Below are 12,847 nucleotides of genomic sequence, written 5' to 3'. Positions count from 1 at the left end.
GGACTGAAGAGAGAATCTTATATTTTCAGTTGATACTTTCTTTCAGTTGATACTTTCTTTCAGTTGATACTTTCCCACATATTCTTTGAAAATCTTAAAGACAGGCTCCTTCCTTTGCAAACCTGCACATACAGCTCCGAGGCTCTGGAATTTTTTCAATCGCATCCGAAAGAATTTCGAAGATTGAGTCCTGCGCCTTCCCGACAACTTCTGTGACTTCATCTACGGTTAATTTCTGGGTGGTCATCCCGCAGGCCTGGTTTGTAACGATGGCAAGGGAAGCGTAACAGAGGCTGAGTTCCTTTGCAAGAACTACTTCCGGCACGCCTGTCATGCCAACAACATCTGCAAACTGGCTCATCATACGGATTTCAGCCCGAGTCTCAAAGCGGGGACCTTCAGTGCAGGCGTAAATTCCCTCGGTATAGGAAAGTCCCTGTTTTCCCAGGGCAGACTTAAGAGCTGCCTTAATTTCAGGGCAATAGGGCTCAGTAACATCCACATGGACAGTTTTATCGTCATAAAAGGTCGAAGGCCTGCTGCGGGTAAAATCAATGAAATCATCAAGCAAGACAAAACTGCCAATCGGATGCCCACGCATTGACCCGACCGAGTTTGTGGAGATTACGCGTTTTACTCCCAGGGAGTGCACAGCCCAGATATTTGCCCTGTAGTTAACTCTGTGCGGGGGAATATGGATTTCTTCGGCATGCCTGGGAATTATTGCAACGCTTCTTCCTTTTATGCTGGTTATATAAGCAGTAACCTCCCCATAGGGGGTCTTTACCGTCTGGCTTTCACAGTCCCTGTATGAGTTAAAACCCACACCTCCAAGTACTGCAATTTCTGCAATTTCAGCTGCCTTATCCATTTTTAGATCTCCTTTCCCGCGTTTTAATACTAAAGTTATTAATATTCAACTGATTGATTTCTCCGAGGTTCATGCGATTTTTTTATTTTTTCTTCGTTTCACCCTCTTCTCGTTTTCCAGAGTCTGGTTTGACAGAGAATACTTTATCCCTGCAAGTGCAATGAGGATTGCAACTGTAACCGAATATACAAAGTACTGCAGCGCAAGGGAGGGAGCACTTAAGAACCCTTCCGATATGGAAGCTACTGCTAGGATGTATGTGCTTGCCCCCCAGAAAAGAAGGCCTGTTGCGATCACGAAGAGGGAGAGAGAGATATTTTTATATATGGGCCTTTCATCCATCCTTAGATCGAAAATCTTTCCAAAGTTCGCAAGCAGGAGGGCTGCTGCGTACCACCAGACAGATACATTGATGAAGACCGAAATAAGAGTCAGGGTGCCGTGATACCAGACCCCTTCTGCAGAGTAAAGTTTCCATACCTCCAGAGCTCCGTATACAGTGGCTACAAGACTGGTAAGCAGGGCAGCAGTGTAGCTGATGAAAACCATTCTCTGCTCAAGGAAAGCATCCCAGAGCCTTTCTTTTTCGAGGGCAACAATATCATCAAGCCCGAAGCCCCTGTACAGCATGTAAAGCCCGACAGCTGCAAGAATTCCCACAACTGCCCCTTCGGGATAGTGGGCAAGCAGGAAGATGGCGTAAATAAGAAAAGCAAGGCCTATAGGCACAAAAAAAGTCTGCGATATCTTGGGATCGCTGAAGGCGTGCTTGAGGATATAATATGTGCTTTCCAGGTTTTCACTCTGCATAACAACAATACGTTTTACGGAGTCGATTTTCATTCTGGACTGCACAATTGGGACAAGAGTTTCATCCTCTGCCCCATCCGAGACAAAAACGGCTCTCCGCACGTCGTTCATCTGGAGATAGAATTCGAGCTGGTCGGCGATCTTCTGGTCTGAGATCACTCCAACATTCTTATCACCTGCAAAAGAAACGATCTCAGCGTCAACTCCTTTTGCCCGAAGCTCGTCAAGGATCCGGATCCCTCCGAAAATCGTATTCGTGTCCGAATCCTCAGGGTCAGCAATCCCGAGTGCAACTGCTGCCTGAACATTTGCCTCCCTGCCTACTATGGGAGTTCCCATTTTTGCTTTTTCGCCCAGGTCGTTATCCCTGTCTATGCATATAACTAAGGTCTGCATGTCTCCTCTATCATTTTTATGGAGATATTCTGTCCCGGAGATCCAGTTATCTACTGAAAAATGTATCTTATCAGGTTTCTGATTTATCAGCTTACAGAGGATGCATTACAGGAGCCTTTTTTATATTCATCGGGTCCTTTCCCCTTCTTTCCGGTAATTTATTCCTGACCTGACACACTCTTTGAATTTGTTAAACTTCCTTACTCTTTACAAGCATACTATTTCAATTTATAGTTTATATAGTGAACTACACAAAAAAGCTAATTGAAGTTCTGTAAAATTGTAAGACTCCTTTACATGTTATGAACTCTATATATATTTTATCTTCGTATTATAAATTTCGGATGCTGGCATCTTACCTGAAAACAATTCTTTTACAAATCCCGAAAAAACGTAAATTTCAAAGATAATGTTATAATTCTGGATGCTGATATATAAGTATTTAAAAAACAGGCACTCTCCATGAGAGAAATCTATTCTCATTATTGAACATTTAAAGGGGTTTATATGACAAAAGAAATTGAGACTGAAACAAAAGAAACCGGAGCCGGTAAAAAAGGTTTCAATATTCAGGAAAAAATTGGAAAGCTAGGGGATGATATTGATAGCCTTGCAAAAAAGACCGGGGATGAAGCCTCAAAACTTTCAAAGAGTATAAATGGGGAAATAAAGTCGCTATCTGAAGAAATAAAGTCCATTGATGTAAAGGATGAGATAAAGAACATTACCGATAGGGTCGAAAAGCTGGTTGATTCAACCGGAGACAATGCGAAAAAGCTTGCCTCGGAGATCAAGACAGATATCAAAAAGTTAATGGAAAGAATTTGAACAAAATAACGAAAATGAGAAGACAGAAATGTCTTCTTACATCCCTCGTCGGTTCATTTCACCACGGCCGAAGCTTCCTGGTCAAAGGGGTTTGTCCGCATGGACAGGGAAAACAGATAGGGGTAGTTGATCTTAAGGTACTCCATGTAGGCGACCCATTCGTAAACAAGCAGGCTGTAGGCCCTTTTTACATCCCCTTCGAGGTGTTCGAGATCGCTTACAGGAAGCCCTTTGAGTTCTTCCCGGTTCAGCAACTCTTCTTTGAGGTGAAAAACCGCCATCAGGAGTTCGGTAAAGGTCTCGTGTTCGAGCATAACCGGGTTTTCAAGCAGGCGCAGGAGCGAGTCGCTTCTCTGCTCCAGGAAATCCTTCAGGTTCGCCAGGTCAAGAGAATCAGCCTTAACGGCATAATCGTATTTCTTCAGCCGCCGGCTCACGTCGGCAAAATCCTTTTCACCCCAGTCCTTTTTTACGACCAGATACTTCCGGATCTCTCCAATCCGGGGGTCTGCTTCGGAAAAGAACACCAGCAGCCGTGTTCCGGTCTGGCTGAAAAAAGTCCCGATTACCATATTCAGCTTCTCAATCCTGTTTTTCTTCTCCATATCATTGAGCAACTGGTGAATAATCATCGAAACCAGGAGGACGTTTATGGGAAGGAAAGCCATGTTGCTCAAAAAAGCCATGAAGATGGTACTCGAATCTCCTAGAATCAGGTATTCTACGGAATACAGGAGTACCGATGATGATATCAAAGTGAAAATAAAGACTTGATAAAGTTTGTGGTTTTTCATGTGGCATTTTCCGGTTTCTTTTACTGCGTTGTTTATTCATTTCAGGGAATATCTAAATACTGGATCTTTATTTCAACAGTGTACAGGGAAGACCAGGCAGCTTTTCACAGGACCTCATCCTTTGCTTTTCGCTTACTTTATATGAGTGATATAAAAAGAGCATTATTTAACAATTATTTAAGGTTCTTGCGGACCTAAAGGTCATGCAGGTCTTAAGGTCAATGAGAACCGAAAATATTTTAATTTGGGGAATCCGGTTTGTTTATGTTTTTTCAAAGCTGAACCGAATTTTAAAGCTTTAGGATCAATGTTGTCGAAAGTATGTAAAATGTATTAATTACGGCTTCCCCTATGAAGACTCCCAGCAGGCATTTAAGCACGGGTATTCTCAGGCTCGATCCCACATACACAATCAAATCCGTAGGTACGAGCGGAAAAAAACTCCAGCCGACAATTATCGGAAGTTCTTTGTCTGTGAGCCCATTCCTTATTTTTCGGGTATATTTGCCGTATTTTGTTTCAAAATATACGTCGAAACCCAGGTATTTAGAGAAATAGTATACTATGGTGGAGGAGCTCAGTATCCCTGCCATGTTTACGGCAAAGAGTTCCAGGGGATCAAAGATCAATACCCCTGCAAGGAGAAGGGGAGTCGAGGGAATCATGGTCAGACCTCTGGCTGAGAGGAGCAGGAAATAGATAACCAGAGCTATGTAATAATATTTAGTAGAGAGTTCTTCCAGGAAAAGGATGTTTATTGCATCCGGGAAGAGGAGGTATGCTGTTATCCCTACTACGACCAGGAGCATCCAGAGGTAAAAAGCGAGCTTCTTCGGGTTCATTCCTAGCCGCTCACTCCCTGTCCTGATCTGCGGACGGTTTTATATCCTTACGAAAAGATTCTCCCCTTCTTTCATTGACCCAGTGTGCCTTTCTGGTACTTACATAGACAAGATCGGTATACTTATTTATCCCGTAGAGCGTATAGGTAGAATTGTCCTCCGGGTCCTGGATATCATAAGTGACCATCAACAACTCGTCTTTTTTATTTGAAGTGCCATAATGGTTCTCGAAAAGCTCTATAAAGTCGTCTTCCGGGCTTAAAGAGACGTTGAAGTATTCCAGCGCGAATTCTTCTTTTGTGTAAGTCTGAAGCTTAAATTCATTAGGATCGGCCCCGCTGTGCTTTACAAGTGAATTGACATGCTTGGTCAGGAAAAACGGGTGTGAAACGACTAAAATACCTGATACAAAAATGAGCAAAGAAAGTGTCAATAAGGTATAAAGGGTTATTTTCAGGTATTTTTTCATTTTTCGTTCCATCAATCTGAATTAGTTTTGTAACCATTATAAGTATAATCTTTATGAAAAAATCTGATGATTTAAAACTCATGCACGCGAACTTTTTTATTTTCCCCACTTTTCCTTTTTCATTTATCCACCGTCTTTTTATTAATCTTCTTTGTATTCCCTACCATTTCGATTAATTCCTGCGGAAAGGTATTAATATTTTTACAATGAATAATTATTATTATAATCAATTACATAAAGAAGTAGGAAGTCATTTGCCGCCAGTGAAGATCAGGAAAGGTTGTTATGCCCATATATTTCGATCAGCGTAATTCCAGTCAGGTTGATTCCATGAGACCTCAGAACACTCTCCCTGATTATTCGCCTGTTCTATCCTTTTCCCGAACAGTGGCCGGAGTAAAGCTTTTTCTCGATATGGACGGAGTCCTCACTGATTTCACTGGAGCCTGTGAAAAGCTCGGTGAACACATGATGTTCTGGTACAGCGTCGATAAGGAACGTTTCTGGAAACGTGTCTCAGCTGCCGGCACAGGATTCTGGGCGGAAATGCCCTGGATGACAGGGGGAAAGGAACTTCATAGCTTCCTTAAAAGCTCCGGCTTTTCTCCGACAATTCTTTCTGCACTTCCGAATCCAGACCGGAAGGCTGCTTTAGCCTATGCCAGGAAGGGAAAAATAATGTGGCTAAGGAAGGAACTCGGAACCCCCTATGCAGAAGAAGCAATTCTCTGTTTCCGCCCGGAAAAGGCACTCCATTCTGGGGTTTCAAGAGTTCTTATTGATGACAATTCCGACAATATAAGTGAATGGGAAGACGCAGGAGGAATCGGGATCCTGCATAAAAATACGAACCGGACAATCAGGTGTTTGAGCAAAACTATTGAACTCGAGAAAAGATTCTGATTATTTAAAAAGGAAGGGGATTTTGATCCCCTCGTTTTCAGAAAAATGTCCTCTTCATTTCAGTTCACTTTCTTAGCTCTAACTCCTCTGAAGTAAAAACGCAACTCCCAGGAACCCGCTAAAAGTGAAAAGAACCCCGAAACCAGGTGTACTTTTTTCTGTACTTTCGTCTGCACCTTCTTCCGCACCTTCTTTTGCAACTTTGTCTTCTACCAGCCCTCCATATACCTGTGACTCTTCAGTTTCAATGTCGCTCTCATAACGAGAATCCGATGAGGGTTGGATCTGGTTACTTAAAGGAGCAGCCATTTCTTCTTCCGTAGCTAGCACAGGCATTTCAGGAACCGTTTCTTCGCCACCGTCGGCTCCCGGACTGGAGAATTCAGGCACCTCCACGAAGAGAGAGGTGTAGGGTGTCACAAATTCAAATTCAAGGGCAAGGTCCGTTATTGCAGATACCAGAGGTTCAGTTTCTCCTTCCACTTCAATCCTGTCCAGCAGGGATTCGATGGTGGTATATGCCCAGAGCCTGGGAATAAAGGCATTTACCCCTTTCGGGCTTACAGTAAACTCTTTTGAGAAAATTCGGGGCCCGGTCCTGGTACTGGCCGAAACATCCGCCTGGATTTTGCCGATTTCAGAGCTGTATTTCCCGAGGACAATGGCATCAGAACCTGCAAAGAGGTTCTTCTCCCCGGTGTTTACGAGTTCAGTGACTCCCCCGCTATAAGAGAAGGTCATGTCCGTGACCAGGGGAGTTGAAATCGTTTTATAGAAGCCCCCTATTTCCTCAGAAGCATTATCATCCGGAGAGAACCTCTCCACAGTCCCATAGTTTTCCAGGCTCATAGCTCTCAGGAAACTATAGTTATTTTCGTCTTCAATCCCGAAAGCAATGGAAAAGATAGCCACATGTGCAGTATTCGCATCTTTAATGTTCTGGCGGATTGCATAAGGGGAAACAACGCCTTCAGTTGGTTCTCCATCTGTAAGGAAAACAATTATCGGCACTCTCCCGCTCTCAGGGTTAAACATCCCAAGAGCCGTAAGCAGGGCTTCGTTTATGTTTGTGCCGCCGTTTGCCTCAAGGCTGTTTACAAAGTCGAAAGCCCCGGCTTTTTGCTCCGAGTTTGCTTCCATGAGGGTCCCCGAATAGCTCTGTATCGTACTGTCGAAGAAAATGATGTTGAAGTAATCTCCGGGCGGCAGGTCCTCAATAATGTTGCCGAAAGCATCCTTTACCTGCTCGAGCTTGTATCCCTGCATAGAGCCGGACTTATCAAGGACAAAAATAATTTCCTTGCTCATGGCTGAGGTCCCAAGGTTTTCTTCGCTTGGGGAAAAGATGTGCATCATATACCCCTGACCCTCATTTTCGTAAAACAGCATGTTCCCGTTCAAAGGAGGGTTTGCCGTTTCGAACACTACCCTGAGTTCTGAGGCAGGCAGCGAGTCAGCCTCATATCGTACCTGACCCCTGTTTGAGGAAAGGTACTCCACCTCAGCTTCCGGGAAAGCAGGGGCTTCCAGGCGGATAAGCTGGTTTGCAGCATTTACGTTTACGGTTACTGAGAGGTTAGCCACTGGGCGGCTGCTTTCCATGAACTGCACGAGTTCGTATTCCCCGAGAGTTTTCTTAAGTGCCTGTTCATAGGTCAGCTTCACGATGATGCTCTGCCCGGGTTCAAAGCTAAGGGCATAGGCAAAAAGGTTTTCATCCTTTGTTTCGAGAAGACCTGCTGTCCTTCCTCCCGATGCGGCAGACTCAAATTTTTCGGATGCCTCTTTCTTTGGAAGTACGTCAGCCCTATACTCTTTTCCATCAATAATCAGGGAAAAACCCGAAATGAAAGCCTCTTCAGGAATCAAAAAACTGAACTGGTCTTCAACAGCCGTATCAGTCGGATTGTTGAGCTTTTCTTCCACGGTGGTGATTGCATACCCGTTGTTCACATCCGTACTGAGTTTCAGGTACTCTGCAACAGGGCTTGCTGCCCCAATCTGAATTGATGCCAGCAAAACCAGGCAGATAATTAGAACTTTCCTTATACTAAATCCCCCTTCAGTTGATCCGATATTCAAGAAATTGTTTTGATTTTTTTATGTAAGAATTCTGAAATAATTCAGCAACATACTTATTACTGATATGTATGAAGATACGCCACTGTTTTATTTATATTTGACTTTAGCTGCGGATTCTCTTGAAGTTATGCAGGAAATTCGTGTAATGCGTAAGAAAGAAAAAGTTCCTTTAAAAGAGGTTTTAGAAAAGGTAACAGGTCCGCCATCAGTACAAATTCTAAAATATATACAAAGTGATAAATTAGTAAAGTTATATACATGCCTGGGTTTCTCTATAAGTTAATAGCTCTGCATTCACGCAACCTCTACGAAATTAATAGGAGTAGAACAGATGAATAAGAATAAAAAATCAAAGTTTATCGTTTTGCTTTTGATGACCCTGTTTTTTGGACTAATGCTTGTTCCGGCGGCAAGTGCCACTCCGGAAAAAACAGCCGCCGAAAAAGTAGGTAATGGACCGAAATCTGGTGATGATTCACAATGGAGTGAATGGAAGCAGGCCCATACTGTGGAAGTTGAGATGACAACAGTTTATGATTATAAAAAAGACGGGACGCTCAAAATCACTGAAACTTATTCGGGAGAGAAGCTTAAAGGTAAATTTAAGGCAGATAAACTCACAAGATCACAGACTTTTTCTATCCCTGACGAAGAAGAGGTTGCTGTAAGTGCCAAAAGCGGAAGCTTGAAACTAAAGCCCGGAGATAAGAAAGAAATCGTGACCCAGGAATCTATAGTGCTTACCACTGCCGATGACCCATATAAATGGTGGGCCAGTATTTCTTCAACTGCTCCTTCAACTGCTCCTTCAACTGTTTCTTCAACTGTTTCTTCAACTGCGTCTTCAACCATTTCTTCAACTGCTTCAGCTTATCCACAATGGACTTTTTCAAAGTTTACCTATTTCTTCAAAACTTATTACAAAATGGAAGACCCCATAAACCTTGTATGGGAACAGAACAGTCTAAAGGCAGTTAAAAGTGTAATCCTTAATCAAAAATGGGTTGATAACCCTGTAGAATACACCCATTATCTTCCGTATCCTGATGGAAGCTGGGTTGCTGGAGACGGAGTGGCTGACAGCAAATACAGAATTACCGGGGGATACCATTCACGGCTCTGGGAACTTTCAGGTGAGAAAGTCGTTTCAAATGCCCACCATGATGACAATGTTTTCATTATTCCGGGACATCAGGTAGATGGATATGAAAATGCAGAATCCAAAGTTGCCGGATTTTTCGGAACAGCATATGGAGCATATTGGCTGGACAATGTGTGCTCTAGTGCTTACTATAACGCCTGTAATGACGGATCGGCAACACTTGTCTGAGAGTTTTAAAAAGTACTGCACTTTTATCTTATGGACCTTAGAATTAAAGAGTCCTGCATCCACCTGAAAAAAGAGATAATGGGAAACATATATTTGTGGAATATGAGTAAGCGGAAGCGACATGAATAAAAACACATATTTTTATATATATTTATTTATCCGGGTAACAGACCTTAGCTTCACGTAAATACCCGGATTTTGTTTCATCCAGGTTGGATCTGGATTCGGGTTAAGACTCTCTGTTACTCGGGTTAAGACGCTCTGTTAATGGGCTCTTTTTTATACTGTTTTTCGGGCCTGCCGGGCTGGACTTTTTTATTCGGCACTGTAACCGCTTTTATTATTACGGATGCTGGTGGACTCCAGATTTTTCAGGGAATTAGTTTTATACTGCCTCTTTATAAGCAGCCCTGAGAGAACCAGCTTTTCTCCTGCAAGGAGCGAATCAAATCCAGGTAAAGCTCTCGAAGTTTCTCTTTATAGCCTTCAATTTCTGCCAGAACACCGGGACCTTTTTCTTCAAGTCTCTTGACTGCGGTTGACTCCAGGTTTTCAGCAGATTCTTTCAATTTTTCACCTGCTCTTGTGATTGGAGCCATCCCCGGACTTCCATCAGCTGCGTCCCATTTCTCACCGATTATGGCGAAGTGAGAAAAATCCGTAGTTTCGGCTTCCAGATAGATATATCCTTCATCCTCGACCACCTTCTTCGTAGGCAGAGGTTCCCATTTCTCGCCGTTATAGTAATCAAGGGTGATCAAGTTTGCGTCAATATCGCTTTCACTGGCCCAGGCTTTGCTCACCTTGAAACCGATCACAGCATTTTCGACATTTTCCGGAGTTGCAATGCCATCGTTTCCAGCCCAGATGTTCAGGTAACCGTATACTTCGCCTTCAGGTATCTCCGGAGTCAGCGTAGATCTATCTTTCAGTAGCTCAACAAAGGTTGTGATCTTCCCCAGGCTTTTTTTTGCATCAAACTCCACATACATTACGCAGGTGGCATCCTGTGTGAAATTAAACCTGACGCTGCTACCGCTGACAACATACTGTTGTGAGAGCTCTTTGGATTTTACGTTGCTGCCAGGTTCCGGAGAGCCTCCTCCCCCTCCAGAAGAACTGCTGCCGGAAGAGCTCACCCTGGAAGAACTCTCCTCTGAGGTGGAAATATCGATGTGGACAGGAATTAGAACCCCTGTTCCAACCTCTCCTCCGGGTACAGTACATGGGATTTTTATCTTGCAGTCCACATCCTCTTCAGCCGAAGCCGGGACACTAAGCGTTACCTTAACTTCTTTATTTTCCCCTGCCCTCAGCTCAAAAGAAGATGCAGAAAATGTAAACCAGCTATCATAAGCGCTGTCGTCTAGGAAAACGTTATATGTTGCAGTTTCAGTCCCGGTGTTTATCACATACAGAGACTGCTCTGCCAAAGCTCCCGGAGCAAGCCTGTAACTCATGTTTCCGAGGCTTACTCCAACACCTATGTCAGAAGCAGTAACCACCTGCACCGAGACTATCAGAGCGATGATGAATAACACAAGTTTAATTCTCATTCGCAAACCTCAATATTTCCTGGCCCATATTTATGATCGGACTGCAATTCAAAATTATTTTGTTTTCATGCTGATTCTATATCTTAAATTGAGCTTCAGGTGATTTTAATGTATTTTCAGTAATTCTGTAATTTATTTTAGTTCCATAATTTATTTTTAAATATCACACATCTCGAGATTCTTATATTAAAAGCATTTGTTTTTGTTTTCCATATTATAAAATATTACATATTATCATTTAATATAGTACGTGTTTTATGTTAATTATTTAGAAAATATTAACCACAATCTTCTTAAAACTTTATTCTATTCCTTTCCACCCCCAGGCTCGCGGTAATCCGGAAAAATCTTGATTTCTACAGGGCAGAAGGATATTTTATAGAGATTTTCATGGAATTTTAACGTTTTTAAGGGAATTTTAAAGTATTTAATGGAATTTTAACGTTTTTAAGGGAATTTTAACATTTTTAAGGGTTCTTTCTGAGATTCCAGGGTTTGGAATCGTACAGGCAAAGGCTCAGTATTCTGAGATGGATTCCAGGGAATTGTCTGCAATATTTATGATCCTCAGCTTCAGACTCTCAATATCTTCAAAAAAAGCTGCATGTTCTCCTGAAAAGATATCCTGTTGGAGCTTTCTCCCGAACTCATCATCCTTTCCGAGCTTTAAATGCAGGATCAGAGAACCTGGAGCATAGCTCACTGCGGTTGCAAGTTCATCACAGTCCCCATCCATAATCCCCAGAACAGGGATTCCAAATCTGGATAAGATATTTCCTGCAAGCTCTGTTGTGTCATCCCCAATAGTAATGGCAAGACCTGTCCCTTCCATCATCTCAAATGAACGCTCTGCACAGTGGTCTATAAGAATGACTTTAACTTTCCCTTCCGGGATTTTCTCCTGCAAAAACCTCTTTTTTAAAAAAGAGGTTTTCGCTCTCCCTTCGGATTTGTCTTCCGTCAGGCTTTTGCAGACTGTGGGGCTTTTTCGGGAAGCTGTGGTTTTTACCCATGCCCTGGACAGGTCAACAGGTACTCTTTCTCTATGCTTATGGAGGATTTCGATACCCTGATCCTTTATGATTCCCCCTTCCATTGAAGTAAGAAAGCCATTTTCGGATACGAGGGCGACCTCCGAGGAAGTAGCTTTTCCAACCACAATCCCTTCGACCATTATGTTTGCCCCTGGAAAGGTTGAGATTCTTCTCAGAACCCTCTTTCCCTGATTGCTGACTTCTATGGTGTTGGCTGGCAGCGGAGGCGGGGAAATTTTAAGGTTAAGAAGGCCGGAGAGTTTTTTAGCATGAGGGTCTGCAGCCTGGTTCCAGGAGATGAGTTCTCCATCAAGGCATCCGGGCCTTTCAATCTGGATAAGGGGCTTCTCGTCAGGATTTTGTATATGCGAAACCACGATCCTACCGAAAGTCCGGCCGGTTTGAAGCTCCCTGCCATGGTTCAGAAGGCACACCAGGTCGTTTGACCCGAAAAGAGATTCGATGCAGGCACTGGGTTTCTGAAACTGCTCGATATCAATCAAGCTTTCAAGACCTGCATCAATCGCAGCAACTTTTCCCATGGTACCGCAAAGACAGGCATTTATGCAATTTTCCCTGGAAAGAAGTGTAAGAATGTCTTTTACGGTCTGGGGAGAATCCATAAGCTGGAGGTTATGAATTACAATTCCGATCTGCATATGTATAAAACATACATAGTCAAACTAATTATACTCATCGAATTGATTTTGTATTAATAATTTAATCATTTTTCCGAAATATATTGGGAAATCTGCTGCTGTATCATTCAAATTTCCAGCAGACTTCACAAGATTCAGCCAATACATAAGCCTGGAGCTGTTTGATAATTTCATTTGATATTGTCTGAAGAGACATATCTGTTACATCCGGGGAAGAGTTTGCTTCAAGGAGATATCCACCAAAAATCAAAAAAGTTATATACCCATAATTTA

General features: G+C 42.8%; 12 protein-coding genes. 4 read left to right on the top strand and 8 right to left on the bottom strand.

Annotated features, from left to right (window positions below; genetic code table 11):
- Window positions 1–94: 94 nt before the first annotated feature.
- Entirely contained in the window at window positions 95–871 is a 777-nt protein-coding gene (mtnP, locus tag PHF18_RS13010; protein WP_300103528.1) for an S-methyl-5'-thioadenosine phosphorylase, read from the bottom strand.
- 69 nt (window positions 872–940) lie between these two features.
- Entirely contained in the window at window positions 941–2,077 is a 1,137-nt protein-coding gene (locus tag PHF18_RS13005) for a DUF373 family protein (RefSeq protein WP_300103526.1), read from the bottom strand.
- Window positions 2,078–2,584: 507 nt separating this feature from the next.
- Between PHF18_RS13005 and PHF18_RS13000 the strand changes: the two genes are divergently transcribed.
- The gene (locus tag PHF18_RS13000) at window positions 2,585–2,905 is read left to right on the top strand and encodes a hypothetical protein (protein ID WP_300103524.1); all 321 of its coding nucleotides are present in this window, start codon (window positions 2,585–2,587) and stop codon (window positions 2,903–2,905) included.
- A 53-nt stretch (window positions 2,906–2,958) separates the two neighbouring features.
- Here the strand turns inward: PHF18_RS13000 and PHF18_RS12995 are convergent, their stop codons facing one another.
- From PHF18_RS12995 to PHF18_RS12985, 3 genes are all read right to left on the bottom strand, one after another.
- Window positions 2,959–3,660 carry a hypothetical protein gene (locus PHF18_RS12995; RefSeq protein ID WP_300103522.1) on the bottom strand — a complete coding sequence of 234 codons (702 nt, stop codon included), beginning with the start codon at window positions 3,658–3,660 and terminating at the stop codon, window positions 2,959–2,961.
- Between the two features lie 329 nt (window positions 3,661–3,989).
- The gene (locus PHF18_RS12990; protein WP_300103521.1) at window positions 3,990–4,541 is read right to left on the bottom strand and encodes a VTT domain-containing protein; all 552 of its coding nucleotides are present in this window, start codon (window positions 4,539–4,541) and stop codon (window positions 3,990–3,992) included.
- Window positions 4,542–4,551: 10 nt separating this feature from the next.
- Window positions 4,552–5,022, bottom strand: a complete 471-nt coding sequence (locus PHF18_RS12985; RefSeq protein ID WP_300103519.1) for a hypothetical protein — start codon at window positions 5,020–5,022, stop codon at window positions 4,552–4,554.
- A 318-nt stretch (window positions 5,023–5,340) separates the two neighbouring features.
- Here PHF18_RS12985 and PHF18_RS12980 point away from each other — a divergent pair, with 318 nt between their 5' ends.
- Complete coding sequence (locus tag PHF18_RS12980; RefSeq protein ID WP_300103517.1) at window positions 5,341–5,913, top strand: hypothetical protein; 573 nt, start codon at window positions 5,341–5,343, stop codon at window positions 5,911–5,913.
- 78 nt (window positions 5,914–5,991) lie between these two features.
- On the opposite strand, the gene PHF18_RS12975 is transcribed toward PHF18_RS12980, so the two are convergent.
- Entirely contained in the window at window positions 5,992–7,932 is a 1,941-nt protein-coding gene (locus PHF18_RS12975; protein ID WP_300103515.1) for a VIT domain-containing protein, read from the bottom strand.
- 127 nt (window positions 7,933–8,059) lie between these two features.
- Here PHF18_RS12975 and PHF18_RS12970 point away from each other — a divergent pair, with 127 nt between their 5' ends.
- Both PHF18_RS12970 and PHF18_RS12965 read left to right on the top strand, forming a co-directional pair.
- A complete protein-coding gene (locus tag PHF18_RS12970; protein ID WP_300103513.1) occupies window positions 8,060–8,278 on the top strand; it encodes a hypothetical protein in 219 nt (72 codons plus the stop codon).
- Between the two features lie 48 nt (window positions 8,279–8,326).
- Window positions 8,327–9,325: a hypothetical protein gene (locus tag PHF18_RS12965; protein ID WP_300103511.1), complete on the top strand. Its 999-nt coding sequence runs from the start codon at window positions 8,327–8,329 to the stop codon at window positions 9,323–9,325.
- A gap of 398 nt (window positions 9,326–9,723) precedes the next feature.
- Here PHF18_RS12965 and PHF18_RS12960 read toward each other — a convergent pair whose 3' ends face one another.
- Both PHF18_RS12960 and PHF18_RS12955 read right to left on the bottom strand, forming a co-directional pair.
- Window positions 9,724–10,881, bottom strand: a complete 1,158-nt coding sequence (locus tag PHF18_RS12960) for a PGF-pre-PGF domain-containing protein (protein ID WP_300103509.1) — start codon at window positions 10,879–10,881, stop codon at window positions 9,724–9,726.
- Window positions 10,882–11,398: 517 nt separating this feature from the next.
- A complete protein-coding gene (locus PHF18_RS12955; RefSeq protein WP_300103507.1) occupies window positions 11,399–12,574 on the bottom strand; it encodes a DUF2117 family protein in 1,176 nt (391 codons plus the stop codon).
- Window positions 12,575–12,847 lie beyond the last annotated feature (273 nt).

Origin of the sequence: Methanosarcina sp., from assembly GCF_028693135.1 — an archaeon.
Taxonomy (GTDB): Archaea; Halobacteriota; Methanosarcinia; order Methanosarcinales; family Methanosarcinaceae; genus Methanosarcina.
This window is presented reverse-complemented; position numbering and strand designations above follow the sequence as displayed.

What these genes read in the sequence shown, in the direction of transcription:
- mtnP (WP_300103528.1), bottom strand. Translation starts at nt 871, where the DNA reads ATGGATAAGGCAGCTGAAATTGCAGAAATTGCAGTACTTGGAGGTGTG.
- PHF18_RS12960 (WP_300103509.1), bottom strand. Translation starts at nt 10,881, where the DNA reads ATGAGAATTAAACTTGTGTTATTCATCATCGCTCTGATAGTCTCGGTG.
- PHF18_RS12990 (WP_300103521.1), bottom strand. Translation starts at nt 4,541, where the DNA reads ATGAACCCGAAGAAGCTCGCTTTTTACCTCTGGATGCTCCTGGTCGTA.
- PHF18_RS13005 (WP_300103526.1), bottom strand. Translation starts at nt 2,077, where the DNA reads ATGCAGACCTTAGTTATATGCATAGACAGGGATAACGACCTGGGCGAA.
- PHF18_RS12955 (WP_300103507.1), bottom strand. Translation starts at nt 12,574, where the DNA reads ATGCAGATCGGAATTGTAATTCATAACCTCCAGCTTATGGATTCTCCC.
- PHF18_RS13000 (WP_300103524.1), top strand. Translation starts at nt 2,585, where the DNA reads ATGACAAAAGAAATTGAGACTGAAACAAAAGAAACCGGAGCCGGTAAA.
- PHF18_RS12970 (WP_300103513.1), top strand. Translation starts at nt 8,060, where the DNA reads ATGTATGAAGATACGCCACTGTTTTATTTATATTTGACTTTAGCTGCG.
- PHF18_RS12985 (WP_300103519.1), bottom strand. Translation starts at nt 5,022, where the DNA reads ATGGAACGAAAAATGAAAAAATACCTGAAAATAACCCTTTATACCTTA.
- PHF18_RS12980 (WP_300103517.1), top strand. Translation starts at nt 5,341, where the DNA reads ATGAGACCTCAGAACACTCTCCCTGATTATTCGCCTGTTCTATCCTTT.
- PHF18_RS12965 (WP_300103511.1), top strand. Translation starts at nt 8,327, where the DNA reads ATGAATAAGAATAAAAAATCAAAGTTTATCGTTTTGCTTTTGATGACC.